This is a genomic window from Burkholderia sp. Bp9090 (assembly GCF_003857985.1).
Taxonomy (GTDB): domain Bacteria; phylum Pseudomonadota; class Gammaproteobacteria; order Burkholderiales; family Burkholderiaceae; genus Burkholderia.
In genome coordinates this window covers 151,845-172,407 of sequence record NZ_QTPV01000002.1, presented here as the reverse complement: position 1 = coordinate 172,407, position 20,563 = coordinate 151,845, and the positions used below count along the sequence as shown (strand labels likewise).

The following is a 20,563-nucleotide window of genomic DNA, read 5'->3' as shown; positions in this document are numbered from 1 at the left end:
TGCTGTTGTCGCGCAGCGCATCGTAGATGCCGCGCGCGTCGAGCACCGGCGAGTGATACGAGATCATGATCCCGTCCGAGCGGCCGAAGTCGTCGGCCGTGCCGTGGTTGAAGCCGCGCGACTGGTTGCCGAACGCATACTGCGCCTGCACGTCGAAGCCGCCGGTCACCGGGCTGTGATAATCGATGTTGTTGCTGATGTGGCACAGGTATTCGACGACGCCGTCGATCCGGCCGTACAGCGTCACGCACGTCTGCGCGAACGCGGCCGCGGCCGCCGGTGCGGCGGCCACGATCAGCCATGCGAAATGTTTGAATACGAATCGAAAAATCAGGCCCGCCCCTCCGCGTCTCGACCATCCTGTGCATGCCTCGCGAGCGCGCACGTTGTATCCGCAATCGATCGAAAAAACATCCGGGCCCTCGCCGCGCCAGGCGCGAGCAGGTCGCCCGTCATCCCGATACCCTTCTTGCAAACGGCTGCGTGCCGAGCGCACTGCATACGCCGGTGCATTATCGTTGCGCCGACAACGCATGCCATCACGGAAGCGATGGTGCAACGCACACCATACGAATCGACATGCACGCGTCTGACGTTGATAATCCGCCGAACGGCGACGGAAGAAGCGCCAAAGACGATGGAATCGACACGGTACGCGGCCGCCGCGAGCCTTCCTTCGTTGTGGACCGACCATGAGGGTAGGACAAGCACGACGCGATGAACATCCACTATTTGGAAATTCACCAATGCCGCTCGCTTCTTAATGACGGAATCAAGTCATGCCGTCATCGGACTTGCCGCCCCTGTTACCGGCCCTGCGCCGTGACGATCCAGTGATGGATGACAACGCAACCGATGATGACAATGCGTGCAATTGCAACACGCCCGCCGGAGCACGCCATGTGCATCGGCAAACGACGAAAAGCGGGGATGACGCGGTTGCCGGCCGCGCGCGTACCGGCCGGCAAGCGAAGGCTTATCGCGGCGCTTCGACGTAGGTTTCCCTGCAGATCTCGCGCAGCGCCTGGACGAGCACATCCCGCGTCGGCGCATGCGATTCGGCGGCGCGGGTAAACAGCGCGATGGGCGGCAGCGTCCAGACCAGCGAGTAAGGCACGATCGCGACGCCGGCGATGCGCACCATTTCTTCCGCGATATCGGCCGGCACGATCGACACCGCGTCGTCGCTCGACGCGATCATTTCGCCGATCAGCTTCGACGAGTAGCTTTCGACGATCGGCACGGGCGGCGCGATGCCCGCCGACAGAAACAGGTCGGTCACCTGCTCCCGCATCGGCGTGTGGGGCGCGCCGAGAATCCAGTCCAGCGCGTGCAGCTTCTCCCAGTCGAGTTTCGTGCGGGCCAGTTTCGCGGCGAGCCGCCGGCTCGCGATCATGCGGGGCTGCTGCTGGTACAGGACTTCGAAGGAGACCTGCCCCAGATCGATCGCCGACGATGCCCGCCCGATCACGAGATCGACGCTGTGGTCCTTGAGCTGCAACAGCAGCTGATCGCTGGTGCCCTCGTGGATCGTCACGGTCAGGCGCCGTTCCATCCGGGACTGCAGGCGCTTGAGCGCCGCCGACAGCATCTGGCCCGAAATAAACGGAATCACGCCGATATGCAGGTGCGCCGCATGGCCGGCGGCGACCGCCTCCATCTCGCGGGCGAGATGGTCGAGATCCTTCAGCATCGCCTTGGCGCGCTCGAGCACGACCGAACCGAGCGCGGTCGGCCGCATCCCGCGCGACGAGCGCTCGAACAGCGGCGTGCCGAACATGCTTTCCAGCTCGGACAGCGCATTCGTCACGGCGGGCTGGCTGCTGGCCATGTGCTCCGCGACGCGCGTCAGCGACCCGTGCTGCTGGATCTGCAGCAACAGCATCAGGTGCCGCATCTTCAGGCGCGCGCCAAGCCGCCTGACCACGTCGTTCGCGTCGAATGTCATTGCCGTACCGCCGCACCATCATGAAAAAGTGATGGACCGATATTAAAACAGAATCATCTCCTTATGGCTGATCCCTAGAATCACCTCATGGATCGCGTCGGGACTGGCCTGACGCGCACGCCCGGACCCGACAACATGAAACAGACAGAGACCCAGCAGCAGGCCGCGTACGACTATCACGAGTTTCCGACCCCGGGGAAGATCTCCGTCGTCGCCAGCAAGCCGCTCGTGACGCAGCGCGATCTCGCGCTCGCCTACACGCCCGGCGTCGCCAGCGTCTGCGAGTCGATCGCCGCCGAGCCGCTGAACGCGCACCGCTTCACGAGCCGCGGGAATCTGGTGGGCGTCATCACCAATGGCACCGCCGTGCTGGGTCTGGGCAACATCGGCGCGCTCGCGTCCAAGCCGGTCATGGAAGGCAAGGCCGTGCTGTTCAAGAAGTTCGCGGGGATCGACGTGTTCGACATCGAGATCAACGAAACCGACCCGGACAAGCTCGTCGACATCATCGCCGGCCTCGAGCCCACCTTCGGCGGGATCAACCTCGAGGACATCAAGGCGCCGGAGTGCTTCACCGTCGAGCGCAAGCTGCGCGAGCGCATGAAGATTCCCGTCTTTCACGACGACCAGCACGGCACCGCCATCACCGTCGCCGCCGCGTTCATCAACGGGCTGAAGGTGGTCGGGAAGTCGATCAAGGAAGTGAAGGTCGTGACGTCCGGTGCCGGCGCGGCGGCGCTGGCCTGCCTGGACCTGCTCGTCGACCTCGGGCTGCCGGTCGCGAACATCTGGGCGACGGATATCGAAGGCGTCGTCTATCGCGGCCGCACCACGCTGATGGATCCGGCCAAGGAACGCTTCGCGCAGGAAACCGATGCGCGCACGCTGTCCGAAGTAATCGGCGACGCGGACGTGTTCCTCGGGTTGTCGGTCGGCGGCATCCTGAAGCCGGAGATGCTGAAGGCGATGGCCGCGCGGCCGCTGATTCTCGCGCTCGCCAACCCGACGCCGGAGATCTTCCCCGAACTCGCGCACGCGACACGCGACGACGTCGTGATCGCGACCGGCCGCTCGGATTTCCCGAACCAGGTCAATAACGTTCTCTGCTTCCCGTACATCTTCCGCGGCGCGCTGGATGTGGGCGCGACGACGATCACCCGCGAAATGGAAATCGCCGCGGTTCACGCGATCGCCGGCCTCGCGCAGGAAGAGCAGAACGACATCGTCGCCGCGGCCTACGGCGGCGACGAAGTGTCGTTCGGTCCGCAATACCTGATTCCGAAGCCGTTCGATCCGCGCCTGATCGTGCGTATCGCGCCGGCCGTCGCCAAGGCGGCGATCGAAGGCGGCGTGGCGACGCGCCCGCTCGCGGATCTCGACGCGTATGTCGAGCAGCTGCAGCAGTTCGTCTACCACTCGGGCGCGTTCATGAAGCCGCTGTTCGCGACCGCACGCCAGCTCGTGCGCGACGGCGGCAAGGCACGCATCGTGTTCACCGAAGGCGAGGACGAGCGCGTGCTCCGCGCGGTGCAGGTGATCGTCGACGAGAAGCTCGCGCGCCCGATCCTGGTCGGCCGGCCGGAGGTGCTGCTCGCGCGGATCGAGCGGTTCGGCCTGCGCCTGCGTCTCGGTCAGGACGTCGAGGTGACCAATCCGGAATACGACGAGCGCTTCCCGCAATACTGGACCACGTATTGGGAACTGCGCTGCCGCGACGGCATCTCGAAGGAAATGGCGCGCGTCGAGATGCGCCGGCGCCTGACGCTGATCGGCGCGATGATGGTGCGGCTCGGCGATGCGGACGGGATGATCTGCGGGACGGTCGGCGAGTATCACAACCACCTGCGCTTCGTCGACGAAGTGATCGGCAAGAAGCCCGATGCATCGACCTACGCGGCGATGAACATCCTGCTGCTCAATCAGCGGACGGTCGCGCTCGTGGATACGCACGTGAACGACAACCCGGATGCCGAGCAGATCGCGGAATTCACGATCGCGGCCGCGCGGCAGATGGAATGGCTGAACCTCACGCCGAAGGCTGCGCTGCTGTCGCGGTCGAACTTCGGGTCGGGCAGCGCGGCGTCGGGCGTGAAGATGCGCAAGGCGCTCGAGATCATCCGCGCGCACGCGCCGGATATCGAAGCCGATGGCGAGATGCATGGCGACTGCGCGCTCGATGAGGCGCTGCGTGCGCGGCTGCTGCCGATGTCGCCGCTGAAGGGCGCGGCGAACCTGCTCGTGTGCCCGAACGTCGATGCAGGGAACATCGCTTACAACCTGCTCAAGACGGAAGCCGGCAGCAACGTCGCGGTCGGGCCGTTCCTGCTGGGGGTCAATGCGCCGGTGAACATCCTCACGTCGAGCGCGACCGTGCGACGGATCGTGAACATGACGGCGTTGACCGTGATCGAAGCGAATCGGAACGCGGCGGGTTGAGTGCGGCCCAGGTAGTCGCATGATGGGGGCCGGCTGCGGCCGGCCCCCATCATGCGAGCGAAGTATTAGAATCGTCGGCAATCGGCTCCCGATTCGGCGGCCGTCCCCGCTCGCGAGAAGAAGCGATGAAGGTAACGATTGCATACCTCGACGAACCGCCATTTGGATGGACGGAACCGGATGGCACGGCAACCGGTGCCGACCTCGATCTCGCCGGCGAGATCCTTCGGGCGATCGGTGTCACGCGGATCGAACCTCACCTGACGACGTTCAGTGAACTGCTGCCCGGTGTCGCCGCAGGCCGCTGGGACATGAACGTTCCGCTCTTCGTTACGCCGGAACGCGCCGCCAAGGTCGCGTTCAGCGTACCCGTGTGGGGAATCGCGGACGGCTTTCTCGTTCGCGCCGGAAACCCGAAGCAACTGACCGGCTATGCGTCGCTTGCCGCGCGTCCCGATGCACGTCTTGGCATCATTACCGGACAGGTACAGCACGACTCGGCGAAAGACGCGGGCGTGAGCGAGCATCAGATCACCCTGTTCGACCGGCAAGCCGATGCGATCGACGCGGTGCGCGCCGGCGCGGTCGACGCGTACGCGAGTACTGCGCTCGGACTTCGGATCGTGGCGAAGCGGATGGGCGGCGCATTGCTCGAGGCCGTCGCGCACGAACCGCCAGCGGGCCGGATACACCACCGGCCGCCGTTGGGCGCCTTCTCGTTCAATCGACAAAACAGCGCGTTGCTCGATGTGGTCAACCAGCAGCTGCGCTCGTATCTGGGCTCGCCGGAGCATCGCGCGCGCATGGCGGGATTCGGATTGAGCAGTGCCGAAATCGATCCTGCCCTCCGCTGAAACGGTGCCGCGACGATGAGCACCGGCAATTGGAGAAAGCGCATTCGACATGGTGATGCTGGAAGCTGCGGATCGCGCACGCTGGTGCTGGTGCTAGTGCTCGCGAAAACGGGCGGCGCCGCTGGCGCGCATCGAGACGCCGAACCGTTTTCCGGAGGGACGTTCGCCGCTCGACACGGTTTCAATACGCCGGTGCGAACCGTCGAGCAGGACTGTCGCTGGCGAGTAACGGCCGGCAGCGGCGTTGAAGATCGAAGACGACACCTGGAGGCCATGACGTGACGGACACCGAAAAATACGTGATGGAGTGCATCACCAAATGGGTCTGGTCAGGCTTCAACGCCCCCGATGATGTCCGGGAAATGATGGAGGACATCCTGGAGCCGGACTGTGACGCGGATCGGCTGGAAGGTTTCATCGAGTCGGAATTCGAACGCAAGGCTGCGGCAGAACGGTCCTGGCCTCGGGAGACGGATTGCGATCGGCTGGATCGCGTGTTCGATGAACTGGACGACGACGGCATCTGCGCGCTGTCGAACGCCGGATACACGATGTCGGATGGCCACTCGGACGTTTCGGAAGCCGTGCAGGACGCGCCGCAAGGGCGCTATCACGGGTACTGCTTTTATCACGGACAGGATGTCGAAAGAGCGCTGGATGGACACGGCCTCACGCTCGCCTTCGGCGACCTCGCCGGCGACGACGCGCGCGGTGCGGTAGTGGGCCGCCGGGTCGCGGAAGCGCTTGCGCGGGCCGGGTTCGAAACGTCCTGGAACGGGTCTGTCGCCAGTCGTATCGAGCTTCCATCGTTCGACTGGAAGAGACGCCATCGGTAGCATCGGGGGTATAGGCCGGGATCTGACTGGTGGGTCAACGTCAGATTGGGTCTCGGATAATACGATCGTTCGTCGCCAATGGCGGTGATCGACCCCTTCCGGTCATCGGATCGTCCAGCGCTGGATGGCGGCTTTCGGTGGCGAAGGCGCCATCCACTTGAGACTACCCTCGTATTGCTGGTCGCCCAGATAGCCGTCTACCGTAGTGAAGCTTTTCCAAGGATTCAGTCCTCGCTGGTATCGCTGATTCACTCGCCCAGATACGCCGCCCGCACCTTCGGATCATCGAGCATCTGCTTCGCATCACCCGACATCGTGACGAGACCCGAGTCCATCACGTAGCCGCGATTCGCCGCCTGCAGCGCAAGACGCGCGTTCTGCTCGACCAGCAGGACGGTCATGCCTTCGGACGAAATCAACCGCACCACTTCGAAGATCTTCTCGACCATGATCGGCGACAGACCCATCGACGGCTCATCGAGCAGCAGCAGCTTCGGCCGCGAGATGATCGCGCGCGCCATCGCCAGCATCTGCTGTTCGCCCCCCGACAGCGTGCCCGCGTATTGTAATGCGCGCTCTTTCAGACGCGGAAAGAAGCCGAACATGCGGTCGACGTCCTTCTGGATGGCGTCCTTGTCGGTGCGCAGATACGCGCCCATCTGCATGTTCTCGACGATCGACATGCGCGCGAAGATGCCGCGCCCTTCCGGCACCATCGCGAGACCGCGCTTGAGCAGCTCGTGCGCGGGCAGCCCTTTGATGGACTGACCCATGTACTCGATGTCGCCGGCCGCGTACGCCTTCAGGCCCGTGATCGCCTTCATCGTCGTGGTCTTGCCCGCGCCGTTCGCGCCGATCAGCGTGACGAGTTCGCCCTGCCCGACCTCGAGGTCGACACCCTTGACCGCCTGAATGCCGCCGTAGTTGACCTGCAGGCCCTTGATTTTCAACATTGCTTGCGTCGTGGACATCAGTGGACCCCCGCACCCAGATAAGCTTCGATCACCTTCGCATCCTTCTGCACGTCCTGCGGCAAACCCTGCGCAATCACCTTCCCATAGTCGAGCACTGTCATGCGGTTGCACAGGCCCATCACCAGTTTCACGTCGTGCTCGATTAGCAGGATGGTCCTGCCATCGGCGCGGATCTTGTCGAGCAGGCGCGTGAGTTCGACCTTCTCGGTCGCGTTCATGCCCGCTGCCGGCTCATCGAGCGCAAGCAGCTTCGGATCGGTCGCGAGCGCGCGCGCGATTTCCAAACGGCGCTGGTGGCCGTACGAGAGATTGCGCGAGGTGTAGTCGGCGTACTGCGCAATGCCCACGTATTCGAGCAGTTCGAGCGCGCGCTCCTTGATCTCGCGCTCTTCCTTGCGCTCAGCCGGCGTCTGGAACACCGCGCCCAACAGGCCGTGCTTCGTGCGCACGTGGCGGCCCACCATCACGTTTTCCAGCGCGGTCATACCGCCGAACAGGCGAATATTCTGGAAGGTGCGCGCGATGCCCGCCTTCGCCACCTGATACACGGTGGTCGGCGTATAGGTGTCACCGTCGAGCCGGAACTCGCCCGAGTCTGGCGTATAGAGGCCCGTGATCACGTTGAAGAACGTGGTCTTGCCCGCGCCGTTCGGGCCGATCAGGCCGTAGATGGTGCCTGCCTCGATCTGCAGGCCCACTTCGGAGAGTGCCTGCAGGCCGCCGAAGCGTTTGCTCACGCCCTTCACCGACAGGCGGATTGGTTTGTCGCTCATAGTCTGTTCTCCGTCCGGTCGTTTATGCGCGCACCGGCTTCTTGCTCGTGCGCTTCGCGATCTTCGCGATCTTGTCTTCGTGCTTCGCGGCAGGCCACAAGCCTTCCGAGCGGTAGAGCATGATGATGACCATCGCGAGGCCGTAGAGCAGCTGACGAATGACTTCGGTATCGACGACTTCATGGCCGAACAGCATGTGCTGCAGCGGGCCCATGGACGAGCGCAGGAACTCGGGAAAAATGGCCAGCAGCACCGCGCCGAGAATCACGCCCGGAATATGGCCCATGCCGCCCAGCACCACGCAGGCGAGCACCACGACCGATTCCCAGAACGTGAACGATTCCGGCGAGACGAAGCCCTGGAACGCACCGAACATCGCGCCCGAGAGGCCGCCGAACGACGCGCCCATCGCAAACGCGAGCAGTTTCACGTTACGGGTGTTGATGCCCATGGCCTTCGCGGCGATTTCGTCTTCGCGGATCGCGGCCCATGCGCGGCCGATGCGCGAGTGCTGCAAACGCGTACACACCCAGATCACGATCAATGCGCAGAGCACGAACACGTAGTAGTAGCAGTACACCGCGGTAAACGTGAAGCCGAACAGCGTGTGCGGCTGCGAGAGATCCATACCCGCAACATGCAGCGGCGCGACCCCCGTAATGCCCTGCGGCCCGTTGGTGATGTTCACCGGACGGTCGAGGTTGTTCATGAAGATGCGGACGATTTCCCCGAAGCCGAGGGTCACGATCGCGAGGTAGTCGCCGCGCAGACGCAGTGTCGGCGCGCCGAGCAGGACGCCCGCTAGCGCGGCGAGCCCCATCGCCGCCGGCACCACGATCCAGTACGGCGTGTGCATCCCGCCCGGGAACATGTTGGCGATCCAGGCGAATTGCGTGGCGAGGTGCGGGGAAGTCAGCAACGCGGCGGTGTAGGCGCCCACCGCATAGAACGCGATGTAGCCCAAGTCCAGCAGGCCGGCGAAGCCGACCACCACGTTCAGGCCCAGCGCGAGCATCACGTAGAGCATCGCGAAGTCGAGCACGCGGACCCAGTAGTTGCCGCCCGTGGCGCCGACCACGAAGGGCAGCGAGGCCACGACGATGGCGGTCACGATGCCCACCGTGAGCGTTTTCGCGGTGTTTTTTTCAGGGATGAGCGTCGTCGGCGGCTCGATCGGTTGAATGGATGTCATGTTGTGTTCCCCTCTTTATGCGCGGTCCGCGACCCGTTCGCCCAACAGCCCCGACGGACGGAACACGAGCACGACGATCAGCACGACGAACGCAAACACGTCCTGATAGTTACTGCCGAACACGCCGCCCGTGAGGCTGCCGATGTAGCCGGCGCCAAGCTGCTCGATGAGGCCGAGCAGCACGCCGCCCACCATCGCGCCGCCCAGGTTGCCGATGCCACCAAGCACCGCCGCGGTGAACGCCTTCATGCCCGGGATGAAGCCCATATAGAAGTGGGCGTTGCCGTATTCGGAGGCGATCATCACGCCGGCCAGCGCGGCAAGCGCCGAGCCGATCATGAAGGTGGCCGAAATCACGAAGTTCGGATTCACGCCCATCAGGCTCGCGACGCTGGAGTTCTCGGCGATGGCGCGCATCGCGCGGCCGAGCTTGGTGTTGTGCACGAGCAGCAGGAGGCCCGCCATCACGAGGAACGCGACGACGATGATCACGATCTCGGTGGGCGAGATCACGGCGCCGACGCCGGTTTCAGTCGGCTTGATGGCGTTGATGGGATCGGTCGAGATGAGCTGGGGGAACGCGAGCGGATTGCGGCCCCAGATGATCATCGCGAGCGTCTGCAGTAGGATCGACACGCCGATCGCGGTAATCAACGGGGCGAGACGCGGCGCGCGGCGCAGTGGCCGGTACGCGACCTTTTCAATCGCGTACCCGATGACCGCACACACGACCGCGGCGACCGCGAGCGCGATGCACAGCGTGGGGATGTTCCCGAGGCCCGGGAAGTGATTGTGGAGCACGTTGATCGCGGAGAGCGCGACCATGGCGCCCATCATGAGCACGTCGCCGTGCGCGAAGTTGATGATGCCCAGAATCCCGTACACCATGGTGTAGCCGAGCGCGATGATGGCGTAAATGCTGCCAAGTACCAGCCCGTTGATTAACTGCTGCAGGAAGATATCCATATCCGGTTTAGAGCGTCCGGCCGTTGTGCGCTTACGGAAATTACGCCCCGCACGACAGGATGCGTCGGCAGTCAGCGTTTTCGCTATCAAGACGGCGGGAGTGAGGGAAAAAGAGGAGGTGTACGACCGACACAACCGCATCACTGAAGTTGTGCCGGGTTGAACAACCGGCCCTGCCGGGTTAGTTCTTCACGTAGTCAAGGAGGGTTTGCTTTCCACCGACATACTTGTAGAGGGAAATCGTCCCGTGGACCAGGTCGCCCTTCGAATCGAACTGTGTCTGGCCGAGCACACCCTCGTAGTTCGTCGCTGGCATTGCGGCAAGAATCTTGTCGGGGGCCGTCGAGCCGGCGCGCTTCATCGCTTCGGCGATGACGTATACAGCGTCGTAAGCGAATGGCGAGTTGAGGACGGGGTGTGTACCGAAGCGCTTTTCGTAGCGCTGCATGAAGGCCGGGCCCTTGGGCATCTTCTCGAGCGGCGAGCCTGCGACGGAGCAGATCACATCATCGGCCGCGTCCCCGGCGAGTTTCGAAAGGTCGTCGGCACACAGGCCGTCGCCTGCAAGAATCTTCTGCGTCATGCCGAGCTGCTTGGCCTGCTTCGCAAACGGGCCGCCCGTTGCGTCGAGGCCCCCATACATGATTACGTCCGGATGCGCGCCCTTGATTTTTGTCAGGATAGCGCGGAAGTCGATAGCCTTATCGTTGGTCGCGTCGTGCGAAACCACCGAAAGGCCATCTGCCTTCGCACGTTTCTCGAATTCATTGGCCAGACCCTGCCCATATGCGGTGGCGTCGTCGACGATGGCAACTGTCCTGACTTTTAACTTCCGCATCGCGTAATCGGCGAGGGCCGGCCCTTGCTGGGCATCAGTTGCCACCACGCGGTATGCGGTCTTGAAGCCCTGGAGCGTGTACGCCGGATTCGTAGCCGACGGTGAGACCTGAACGATACCGGCGTCACGATAGATCTTGGAGGCCGGAATCGTCGTTCCAGAATTCATGTGACCGACTATCGCCACTACTTTGGCGTCGACAAGCTTTTGTGCGACCTGCGTGGCCTGGCGCGGATCGCCAGCATCGTCTTCGGTGTCGAGAACCAGCGTGACCTTCTTTCCGCCGACGACAAGCCCCTTTTCGTTGATTTCCTCGACCGCGAGCCTTGCACCGTTCTCAGTGTCCTTGCCCAGATATGAAGCCGGACCGGTGAGAGGCGCGACTTCACCGACTTTCACGGTTTCGTCGGCATGCGCCACCCCGGCAGAAACGGCAGCCAGCGCCCCCAGAATGCCAAAGGTCGTCGCACGGCGACCCAATATTTTGCTCTTGGTCATTGCATTACCTCATCGATAGTTATCTGCATCGAGGGCGATCCGCTGGATTGTCCCCGTCGCCTCTGTCCTTGTACCGCGCGGCAGGTGGTCTGCGCTGGCGAGACAAATTTATGCAGACACAAACCAGCGGCATTGCACCGATTTGCCAGAAAACAGAAGAAATGCGACAGCGGCGATGCGTACCGTGCGGTCTTATAATGGCGTGACACCGATTACTCGCGCTGCCCATGTTTTCCTCCGACGATCCCCCGGCCAAAGCGCCGCCGGCCCACGAACTGGTGGGCCGGCTTGACTCGCTTTCTACGGCACCCGAGTCGCTTCTGGGGCGTTCCGGCGCGGAGCTCAATGTCGGAATCCTGCTATGGCCGCGCTTTCCGCTCTTGTCGCTTGGCGGGCTCTGTGACGCGTTACGTCACGCTGCCGATCGCAGCGACCAGAGTCGTCAGTTGCGCTGTCTCTGGACGACGATTGGCGTGCACGACACCACCGTCGAATCGAGCTGCGGTATCGCTGTACCGGTGCAGGCGGCCTTTCCGGAAGTCGGGCAGTTCGACTACATCGTCGTCATCGGCGGCCTGCTGCCGCATCTCGAGAAGGTGGACAGGCGCTACTGGGACTACCTGAGCGCCGCCGCACAGGCGGGCGTTCCGCTGGTAGGCATCTGCACTGGTAGCTTTGTCCTCGCCCATGCCGGGCTCATGCAGGATCACGTCGCATGCGTGCACAGCTTTCACTTCGACGACTATCGCAACATGTTCCCCGGGCTACGCGTCGTCACGCATGCCGACTACTTTATTGACGGCGATCGCATCACGTGTGCGGGCGGCATCTCGGTCATCGAGCTCGCCGCGCGGCTCATCAATCTGCATTGCGGACCTGACCGCGCATCGAAGGTGATTCACCAGATGACCGTAAGTCGGCAGGCCGGCGCCTCGTTCATCGAGCGCCGCCGCGCACTGGGCTACCTGTCGGTGGACGATGCAAACGTACGCCATGCTGCGCTGCTCATGGAGGAAAACCTCGAAGCGCCGCTTAACATCGCGGTGATCGCGAAGATGATTGGCACGAGCGTGCGCCAGCTCGAGCGGGCATTCATGGCCGAGATGAAGGTGTCGCCGAATGAGTTCTATCGAGGTATGCGGCTACGCTACGCGCGCTGGATGCTGCTGAACACCGGGCGCAAGGTCACTGACATCGCATATGAGTGTGGTTTTGCCGATTCCGCGCATTTCATCAGGGTGTTCCGCGAGACCTACGGCGTGACCCCTGGCAAGCTGCGTGGTTCGCGCGCAGGTCCAACCGAGGACTGAAGCTGTGCGGCCGAGGGGGGCGACGCCATCGCTGCGCGCACCCTGTCCGGCGGAGATTCGTTGTCGCGTTTCTTCTATTTTTTTGCTCTTCAGTGCAATTCCGCTGGTGTCGCCTGGCTCAACATCCTGTCTCGTGTGAGTGCACCGTGAAACAGGGAAACAAGCGACATGCAGATTGCCGTATTGGGTGCAGGTGTCGTCGGTCTGGCGAGCGCCTACTATCTGAACCGGGCCGGACATCAGGTCATCGTTATCGACCGGCATGGTGATGTGGCCGCCGAGACCAGCTTCGGTAATGGCGGCCAGTTGTCGTATAGCTACGTCGCGCCGCTTGCCGGGCCGGGCGTGCTGTCGAAGCTGCCCGCGTGGCTCGCTCGACGGGATTCGCCAGTGCGCTTCCGGCCGTCGGTGAGCACCGAGCAGTGGCTCTGGTGCCTGAAATTCGTGTTCGCCTGCACGCACCGGCGTAGCAATCTCACCACGCGCGAGTTGCTCTCGCTCTCATTTGCGAGCCGCGCGCTCATGCACCAACTCCTGCGCGACGAACCCACGCTCGACTTCGACTTTCAACACTCTGGAAAGCTCGTCCTGCACCGCGACGCTGCCGCCATGAAGGGTGCCATCGATTTGCTTGATTTCCAGCGCTCGCTCGGCTGTGAGCAGGAGGCACTGTCTGCGGCCGAATGCGTCGCGCTCGAACCCGCACTGACTGATGTGCGCGAGCTGATTGTCGGCGGTATCTATACGCGTAGCGAAGATACAGCCGATTGCCATCGCTTTAGCAAAGGTCTTGAAGCCATTTTGAGGGCACGCGGCGTGCAGTTTGCGATGAATACGCGCATCGACGCACTGGAGGTCGCCAAAGGCGGACACATCGTAGCGCGCAGCGGCGGCGGGACACTCGAAGCGGACCATGTCGTCGTAGCTGCTGGGGCAAGCGCTGCGCACCTGCTCCAGCCATTGGGCGTTCGTGTGCCCGTCTATCCTCTCAAGGGCTACAGCCTGACCTACTCGCTGGGACCTCAGGCAATAGCACCGACGTTGAGTGTTACCGATTTCGCCCGCAAAGTGGTCTATGCGCGACTTGGCGACCGGTTGCGCGTGGCAGGTATGGCCGACCTAGACGGGTACTCCCTGAAGTCCGATCCATCACGCGTTGCCGCGCTACATGCGGAGGCCGCCGCGCTGTTCCCTCAGGTTGTAGCCAATCACGCTGACGCCACTGAGTGGACCGGGCTGCGTCCCGCCACGCCACGCGGCAAGCCGATTATCGGGCCCACGCGTTATCCGAATCTCTGGCTCAACATCGGGCATGGTGCGCTCGGTTTTACGTTGGCCTCCGGTTCAGCTGCGTTGCTCACGGGTTGGATCGACGGCAAGCCTGACTCGTCGCTGTCCAGCTTTTTCGCGCTCGCCCAATGAGCCGTGCAGCCTGTGGCGCACGGCTGTCCTCAATCAAAAATTCCTCGAGTCGATACCGAATGAAAGACAAACCCAATATTGTGGTCATCGGCACGGGCGGTACGATTGCCGGCCGTGGCGCAAGCGCTGTCGACACTTCAGCATACGCGTGCTCAGTGCTCCCGATTGATGAAATCTTGTCGGCCATTCCAGAAGCGTCGTCGCTCGCAAACCTGAGCGCAGAACAGCTGCTGCAGGCGGGCTCAGAGAACTTCAACGAACAGCACCTGCTCATGATCGGGAAGCGGGTGTCCGAGGTGCTCAAGGACGACACAGTAGACGGTGTCATTCTCACGCACGGCACTGACACCATCGAGGAAACCGCGTACTTTCTGCATCTGACGTTGAAGAGCGTGAAGCCCGTCGTTGTAGTTGGTTCGATGAGGCCGCCATCGGCGATGAGCTCCGACGCATCGCTGAATCTCTACGACGCGATTGCGGTAGCCATTCATCCGTCCTCGCATGGAAAGGGAACGCTTGTCGTCGCAAACGAAGAAATCCACACTGCTCGAGACGTTACGAAGACAAACAGCTTCAAGCTCGAGGCATTCCGCTCGCCCTACGGCGCGCTTGGTTACGTGACCCAAGGCAAGCCTCGCTACTACCGCATGCCATCGCGCGATCATACTGTTTCCACCCCGTGGTCCATCGACGACATCAAGGCGTTGCCAAAAGTCGACGTCGTCTACGCCTACGGCGCGCTTGGCAGTAGTCTCGTCCGCGCCATTGCAGCGGATGCGCGCGGCCTTGTCTTCGCTGGCACCGGCAACGGCAACATCGCGGAGCATATGGTCGGGCCGCTGCGGGAGGCAACGCGCGGCGGCATGCACGTGGTGAGGGCTTCGCGCACAGGCAGTGGCATAGTCGTGCGCAACGGCGCGCAGCCTGACGACGACTATGACTGGATCGTCGTCGACGATCAGGCGCCTCAAAAGGCTCGCATTCTCCTGATGCTGGCGATGCTCAGCCATCCGGATGACCGCCGCGCATTGCAGGCAGCCTTCTACCGCTTCTGAACCCTGCCAGGAAATACCATGTACATCATTACCGACGATCAGGTTCAACGGCTGATCACCATGGGCGACGCCATTGAAACAATGCGCTTTGCGCTTGCTGAACAAGGCCGCCGGCACGCAAAGATTCAGTCACGCGTGCGCACGCTCGGCGAAAACGTGTCGTTGAGCACGATGGGGGCAATTCTGCCCGCTGCCGGCGTGTGCGGTGCGAAGGTCTACTCGACGCACAACGGCGTCTTCGACTTCGTGATTCCGTTGTTTTCCACTCGTGACGGCAGGTTGCTCTCCATTATCCACGGCGGCGCACTCACGGAATACCGCACAGCGGCGGTAACCCGCGTCGCGTTTGATACGTTTGGCCGCACCGATGCTGAGGCTCTGGCCGTGTTCGGAACTGGCGTCCAGGCGAGAGCCCACATCCGGGCGCTTGTCGAGAATTCGGGCATCAAGCGCGTACTGGTGGTCGGCATCGAGGGCGTGCAGGAAGCGATTGCGCAAATGCAGGCGCGTTACGCTGGCGTACGCTTTGAGGCCTCAACCGCAGAAACAGCGGTGCAGGTGGCCGACGTCGTTGTCACTGCAACCCGCAGCACGGTCCCGCTCTTCGACGGCGCCGACCTCAAACCAGGAACCTTCGTCGCAGCGATCGGCTCCAGCAAGCCAAGCGCACGCGAAGTGGACGATACGACGCTTTCCCGGGCCGGCATGATTGTTGTCGAATCACTAGAGCAGGCAGAGAAAGAGGCGGGGGATCTGCTGATGGCGGCGCCGGGTGTCGTTGACTGGAGCACCGTTGCGGAACTCGGCGATGTCATCGCCAATGGAGTTGCCGGGACGCGCTCGCAAGCCGATATAACGGTCTTCAAATCGCTTGGGATTGCGCTTGCCGACGTTGCACTCGGCGAGCTGGTCACGCGCAGGGCGATGGCAGTGGCGGAGGCTGAGCTAGGACCGGACGTCCAGATGTCTCGGTAGAGAAACAGGTAAACGTCTCTTTGTGGCCACCCGCCGCCCCTCACCCGCGGAGGAAGCGGTAATCGGCCCCACGAACGGCTGCCTGGGCGTGCAATTCGCCCCTCGTCCGAAAATACTTGACCTTGTCACAGTGACAAGGCGTCCACTGTCGGGCGAGGAGGCGTTCATGACCCGTCACTATCCCCCGACTTCCCGTCACGCACTGACCACGGCACTCGAGCATCCGGACGCTTCGCTCCGCCTTGCGGCTGCGCTGGGTGCCGGCACGGCTCCCGATCCAGGCCAGATCACGCTACTGGTGAAGCGTTGCGGTGTCGAACCGGATTTCTTCGTTCGCGACATGCTCACCTGGGCGCTCACCCGGCATGCGCAGGATCTGACCTTGCCATTGCTGCTTGACGAGCTGCGCTCGCCGTTGGCGCAAGCGCGTAGCCAGGCGCTGCATACGCTCTCGAAGATCGGCGACCCCGCAACCTGGTCAGCGATCACGAGCGGGCATCTACATGACCCCGATCCTGAGGTGGCACGAACTGCGTGGCGCACCGCGGCGGGGCTGGTGCCGACCTGGCAACGAGCCGCCTTGGCACGCGAACTGGTTCGCGAGCTGGGCCGCGGCGACAAGGACCTCAAGCGCAGTCTGAGCCGTGCCTTACTCATGCTTGGAGACGACGCCATGGCCCCGCTCGATGCGGCGGTACGACACACGGACCCGGCGGTTCGCGTTCATGCCTGCGCGAGCCTCAGGCTCATCGCGGACCCGGAGAGTGCGTTTGTGCTCGATCCAGCCGATGCGTGGCGCGCAGGTGCACCGTCGCCCTACGCCGATGAATAGGCGGGTTGACGGCGATCGATGTGATGAGCCACGTGTTGGCCGAGGTGATGGACGCCGTTGGCGGTTTGTTAGAATCTTCGAGGCTCGATGGGAGCCAAGGCCGACACACGACGCGGCGTGAACCAGATGACACCGGAGACAAGTGATGCGCATCAGCGAGTTGGCCAATCGTTCCGGCGTCAGCGCGCGCATGCTGCGGCACTACGACGCGATCGGACTGGTCAGCCCATCGGGACGTACGGAAGCGGGATACCGCGAGTATTCGCAAGCCGATGCCTTGCGCCTGTTCCAGGTGGAGAGCCTGCGTTCGCTGGGCCTTGGGCTGGCCGAGGTGCGTCAGGCGCTCAGCCAACAGGCGCCTCACCCCGATGTGCTCATTGACGCGCTGATGGTTCGCAGCCGCGAGCGGCTGGCCGCAGAGCAAGCGTTGCTTTGCCGGCTGACTTCTGTGTCTGCCACCTCTCCCGATGATTGGTCAGCAGTGCTTGAGGTCGTGCATCTGTTGAAAGGACTGGAGTCGACGCATGCGCCTGAGAGACAGCGTGCTGCGTTTGACGCCGCGTCCAGCGATGCCCCGCTTGCAGCACTCATCGCCCACGCACTGCTCCAGGAACAGGAGCCGAATGTCGCAGGTGCGCTGCACTGGGCGCTTGGAAGAACCGTAGGCAGCGGCGCCAGCGTACTTGGCGCTGCGCTTCAACAGCCCGATCCGGCAGTACGCGAACGGGCCGTGCTCGCGCTGGCGAAACTCGGTGGTTCCGATGCGGTGGAGACCTTGCGTGGCTCGCTCCTCGACCCCGCGGAGCGCGTGCGGTATCGCGCTGCGCGGGTGCTTGGCGGATGGGGGATACGCGACGCCATTCCCCTGCTGATCGAGCAGGTTCTTGGCGGGACCCACGATGTCGAGGCGGCCGATGCGTTAGCCGATTTAGCGGAAGACCCCGCGATCTCAAGGCAAATTGTGGAGCGCTTTGAAGCAGCGATCTCGGACGGTCGAGCCGATGTCCAGACCCGTGTACGTATTTGTCAGGCGCTCGCCGAATTCAATGGCACGGCGTCGGCCCTGCTTGCCCGGCTGACCGCCGATCCAGACCCGTCCGTGGCGCGCAATGCGCGTTACGTGATCGGTATTCGCAACGACGCGCCAACATAGTCGAGTTTGAGTTTGGTAGTCAGCCTATTCCTTGGAGGCGAATGCCCTCGTTTCCTGTCGCTCCCGGATCTGTCGGCGGGGAAATAGTCTGCTCGCTTGCTCGGCAGCAGACGTGCGCTTGTCCGGGAGGGACTCATATCAGGAGCGGCCGGAGATAGCCGAGAAGCCAGCATTTCGACTTCAGACGCCAAATGTCAGCTGGTGGCCGGCTCCCGCCGCACGCGGACGACCGTCGCCACCCCATCTCGGTCGTACGACGCCGGTGCCCGTCGACGGCCGCTTTCGAAGCACAGAAGCCGCCCGACGGAGGGATCGCGGAAAGCAGACTAAACGGCTTGTTGTTGGCGCAGGAACTCCAGCACCATCCGGTTGAATCGCTCCGCGTGCTCCCATTGCGCCCAGTGCCCGCAGCGCCCGAACACATGCAGATCGGCGTTCGGCATACCCCAAACGAGCCGCAGGCCGACATCCATCGGCACGAAACGGTCATCGCGCCCCCAAATCACGAGCGCGGGCGCCTTGATTTCGTTCAGCCGGTGACCGTAGTCTGGAAATTGCTTCGGATTGGCCGCCAGACTCTTCACGAAGTTCTCGAGATGATCGCGCCGCGCCAGCATATTATCGAGCCGCGTCTGCATCAGCTCTTCCGTCATCGTGCTCGCATCGTAGACGAACACATTGAGCATCTTCTTCAGGTTCTCGAGCGTAGGGTCGCGATACAGCCCTTGCAGCAGCTTGATGCCTTCGGTCGGCATCGGCACAAACTGGCTCGGACCGCCCGTGCCGCCGCCCATCAGCACCAGCTTGCCGACGCGCTCCGGATACGACAGCGCAAAGGCCACCGCGCTATGCCCGCCCATCGAGTTGCCGACGAGATGCGCGCGCTCGATGCCGAGCGTATCCAGCACGCCCTTCAGCACGCGCGCGTTGAGGTCGGAGCGCGAGCCGGTGCAGACGATCGAATCGCTCTTGCCCCAGCCGGGACAGTCGACGAGGATCACGCGATAACCCGCGTTCGCGAACGCGTCCACGTTGCGATGGAAGTTCGCCCAGCCGCTCGCGCCCGGACCCGAGCCGTGCAGCAGAACGAGCGTTTCCTTGCCCGCGCCGGTGTCGTTGTAGTGCACGCGCAGTTCCGTGCCGCCTTCCACCACGTTCACGTACTTGCTGGTCGCGGCTTCGCTATGAGTCACAGTGTCAGTCATGTCGAGCTCCTTCGTCAGATTGATTCGGTTCCAAACGTGCGCGAGCCGTCGGCCGACTCGCGCGGAAATTTCCCGACCACCGCGAGCGCGCCGAGCGCCGCGATCACGATGAGCGGAATGTTGGAGATCACAAGCATCGACGCGCTCTGGCCGAGCGCAAACAGTTGCCCGGCGATCAACGGGCCTACCATCGAGCCGACGCGGCCGACGGCCACCGCCGCGCCGACGCCCGTGCCTCGAACCCGCGTCGGATACGTTGCACCGGCGAGCGCGTACAGCACTGACTGCGTGCCGACGAGAAACAGGCCCGCCAGCAGGCCGCCCAATGCCATCGACGTGCTGCCGTTCGCGCTGGCGAGCGCAAGCAACGCAGTCGCGATGCCGGTATACATGCCGACCACGACCACCCGCTTGCCGATGCGATCCATCAGGCCGGCGATCACGATCGCACCGACGCCACCGCCGATGTTGAACATCATCTGCACGATGCTTGCCTGTACCGGCGTGAGGCCGCGCGAGAGCACCATCGACGGCAACCAGTTCATCAAGAAGTACAGCACGATCAGCGTCCCCAAATAGCTGATCCACAGCGCGATGGTCGTCACCGCACGCCCGTCACTGAAGAGCGCGCGCGCGATGCCGTCCTTCGACTCATGGGTCGCACCCTGGCCAGCCGCGACGAAGTGCGTCGACTCCTTTATGAAAAGCGCCAGCAGCGGCAAGGTCAGCAGCGGCCCGATCCCGCCGACGTAGAAGATATGCCGCCAGGCCTCGACGCTCGGGCTGACGATGCCGATTACCGCCGCGAGCGCCGCTCCGAAGGGCATGCCGCAGTACATCGCGCCGACCGCCGTGCTGCGTTGTCCGGGCGCTGCCGCCTCCGCACACAGCGCGATCAGGTTCGGCATCGCAGCGCCGAGACCGAGGCCCGTGAGAAAGCGCGCGACGAGCAGGCTCTGCAGATCCCACACCTGGGTCGTTGCGATCGAAAATATCCCGAACAGCGCGACCGACATCATCAGCACGCGCTTGCGGCCGATGCGATCCGCGAGCCTGCCGCCAATCGCCGCGCCCGGCAGCAGACCGAGCGCGCCGATGCCGAATGCCCAGCCGAGCTGCGCGGCAGCGAGATGAAACTCGCGTGCCATGCGCGGTGCGGCGATGCCGGTGGATTGCAGATCGAGCCCTTCGAGGAGCGCGACTGCGAAGCACAGGCCGATGGTGATGGCGCTGCCGGCGCGCGGGGGGGAAGCCGTTGACGTTTTCATTGATGTCTCCAGGTTGAACGATGCAGCG

Annotated in this window: 18 protein-coding genes and 1 pseudogene; 10 read left to right on the top strand and 9 right to left on the bottom strand. The window is 63.3% G+C overall.

Annotated elements, in window-relative coordinates:
* Position 1 precedes the first annotated feature (1 nt).
* Positions 2-334 (bottom strand): annotated as a pseudogene (locus DIE16_RS02455) (hypothetical protein); the annotation flags it as partial.
* Positions 335-976: 642 nt separating this feature from the next.
* A complete protein-coding gene (locus tag DIE16_RS02450; RefSeq protein ID WP_124485204.1) occupies positions 977-1,948 on the bottom strand; it encodes a LysR substrate-binding domain-containing protein in 972 nt (323 codons plus the stop codon).
* A gap of 135 nt (positions 1,949-2,083) precedes the next feature.
* On the opposite strand from DIE16_RS02450, the gene DIE16_RS02445 reads away from it, so the two are divergent.
* The 4 genes from DIE16_RS02445 to DIE16_RS02430 all read left to right on the top strand — a co-directional run bounded on the left by DIE16_RS02445 (position 2,084) and on the right by DIE16_RS02430 (position 6,074).
* Complete coding sequence (locus tag DIE16_RS02445; protein ID WP_124485203.1) at positions 2,084-4,384, top strand: NADP-dependent malic enzyme; 2,301 nt, start codon at positions 2,084-2,086, stop codon at positions 4,382-4,384.
* 125 nt (positions 4,385-4,509) lie between these two features.
* Positions 4,510-5,238 (top strand): transporter substrate-binding domain-containing protein, encoded by a 729-nt coding sequence (locus DIE16_RS02440; RefSeq protein ID WP_124891698.1) that lies wholly within the window; start codon positions 4,510-4,512, stop codon positions 5,236-5,238.
* Positions 5,239-5,253: 15 nt separating this feature from the next.
* Positions 5,254-5,520 (top strand): hypothetical protein, encoded by a 267-nt coding sequence (locus DIE16_RS02435; RefSeq protein WP_124891697.1) that lies wholly within the window; start codon positions 5,254-5,256, stop codon positions 5,518-5,520.
* Positions 5,517-6,074, top strand: a complete 558-nt coding sequence (locus DIE16_RS02430) for a DUF6891 domain-containing protein (protein WP_124891696.1) — start codon at positions 5,517-5,519, stop codon at positions 6,072-6,074. The genes DIE16_RS02435 and DIE16_RS02430 overlap by 4 nt, the downstream gene beginning before the upstream one ends.
* 248 nt (positions 6,075-6,322) lie before the next feature.
* Here DIE16_RS02430 and DIE16_RS02425 read toward each other — a convergent pair whose 3' ends face one another.
* The 5 genes from DIE16_RS02425 to DIE16_RS02405 all read right to left on the bottom strand — a co-directional run bounded on the left by DIE16_RS02425 (position 6,323) and on the right by DIE16_RS02405 (position 11,315).
* A complete protein-coding gene (locus DIE16_RS02425) occupies positions 6,323-7,027 on the bottom strand; it encodes an ABC transporter ATP-binding protein (protein WP_124485199.1) in 705 nt (234 codons plus the stop codon).
* A gap of 17 nt (positions 7,028-7,044) precedes the next feature.
* A complete protein-coding gene (locus tag DIE16_RS02420) occupies positions 7,045-7,821 on the bottom strand; it encodes an ABC transporter ATP-binding protein (protein ID WP_124891695.1) in 777 nt (258 codons plus the stop codon).
* A gap of 22 nt (positions 7,822-7,843) precedes the next feature.
* Positions 7,844-9,013, bottom strand: coding sequence for an ABC transporter permease subunit (locus DIE16_RS02415; protein ID WP_124485197.1), 1,170 nt, complete (start codon positions 9,011-9,013; stop codon positions 7,844-7,846).
* A 15-nt stretch (positions 9,014-9,028) separates the two neighbouring features.
* Positions 9,029-9,979 (bottom strand): branched-chain amino acid ABC transporter permease, encoded by a 951-nt coding sequence (locus tag DIE16_RS02410; protein WP_124891694.1) that lies wholly within the window; start codon positions 9,977-9,979, stop codon positions 9,029-9,031.
* Between the two features lie 181 nt (positions 9,980-10,160).
* Positions 10,161-11,315, bottom strand: coding sequence for a branched-chain amino acid ABC transporter substrate-binding protein (locus tag DIE16_RS02405; protein ID WP_124485196.1), 1,155 nt, complete (start codon positions 11,313-11,315; stop codon positions 10,161-10,163).
* Positions 11,316-11,542: 227 nt separating this feature from the next.
* Here DIE16_RS02405 and DIE16_RS02400 point away from each other — a divergent pair, with 227 nt between their 5' ends.
* The 6 genes from DIE16_RS02400 to DIE16_RS02375 all read left to right on the top strand — a co-directional run bounded on the left by DIE16_RS02400 (position 11,543) and on the right by DIE16_RS02375 (position 18,062).
* Positions 11,543-12,625, top strand: coding sequence for a GlxA family transcriptional regulator (locus DIE16_RS02400; RefSeq protein ID WP_124666722.1), 1,083 nt, complete (start codon positions 11,543-11,545; stop codon positions 12,623-12,625).
* A gap of 168 nt (positions 12,626-12,793) precedes the next feature.
* Positions 12,794-14,047 carry a D-amino acid dehydrogenase gene (locus DIE16_RS02395; protein ID WP_124485194.1) on the top strand — a complete coding sequence of 418 codons (1,254 nt, stop codon included), beginning with the start codon at positions 12,794-12,796 and terminating at the stop codon, positions 14,045-14,047.
* Entirely contained in the window at positions 14,044-15,102 is a 1,059-nt protein-coding gene (locus tag DIE16_RS02390; protein WP_124485193.1) for an asparaginase, read from the top strand. Before DIE16_RS02395 ends, DIE16_RS02390 begins: the two co-directional genes overlap by 4 nt.
* An 18-nt stretch (positions 15,103-15,120) precedes the next feature.
* Positions 15,121-16,077 (top strand): ornithine cyclodeaminase family protein, encoded by a 957-nt coding sequence (locus tag DIE16_RS02385; RefSeq protein WP_124485192.1) that lies wholly within the window; start codon positions 15,121-15,123, stop codon positions 16,075-16,077.
* A gap of 166 nt (positions 16,078-16,243) precedes the next feature.
* Positions 16,244-16,909, top strand: coding sequence for a HEAT repeat domain-containing protein (locus DIE16_RS02380; protein ID WP_124891693.1), 666 nt, complete (start codon positions 16,244-16,246; stop codon positions 16,907-16,909).
* A gap of 145 nt (positions 16,910-17,054) precedes the next feature.
* On the top strand, positions 17,055-18,062 hold the full coding sequence (locus tag DIE16_RS02375) for a HEAT repeat domain-containing protein (RefSeq protein WP_124891692.1): 1,008 nt from the start codon (positions 17,055-17,057) through the stop codon (positions 18,060-18,062).
* A gap of 326 nt (positions 18,063-18,388) precedes the next feature.
* On the opposite strand, the gene DIE16_RS02370 is transcribed toward DIE16_RS02375, so the two are convergent.
* Positions 18,389-19,267 carry an alpha/beta fold hydrolase gene (locus DIE16_RS02370; RefSeq protein ID WP_124891691.1) on the bottom strand — a complete coding sequence of 293 codons (879 nt, stop codon included), beginning with the start codon at positions 19,265-19,267 and terminating at the stop codon, positions 18,389-18,391.
* Between the two features lie 14 nt (positions 19,268-19,281).
* Positions 19,282-20,535 (bottom strand): 3-(3-hydroxy-phenyl)propionate transporter MhpT, encoded by a 1,254-nt coding sequence (gene mhpT / locus DIE16_RS02365; protein ID WP_124891690.1) that lies wholly within the window; start codon positions 20,533-20,535, stop codon positions 19,282-19,284.
* Between the last annotated feature and the right edge of the window lie 28 nt (positions 20,536-20,563).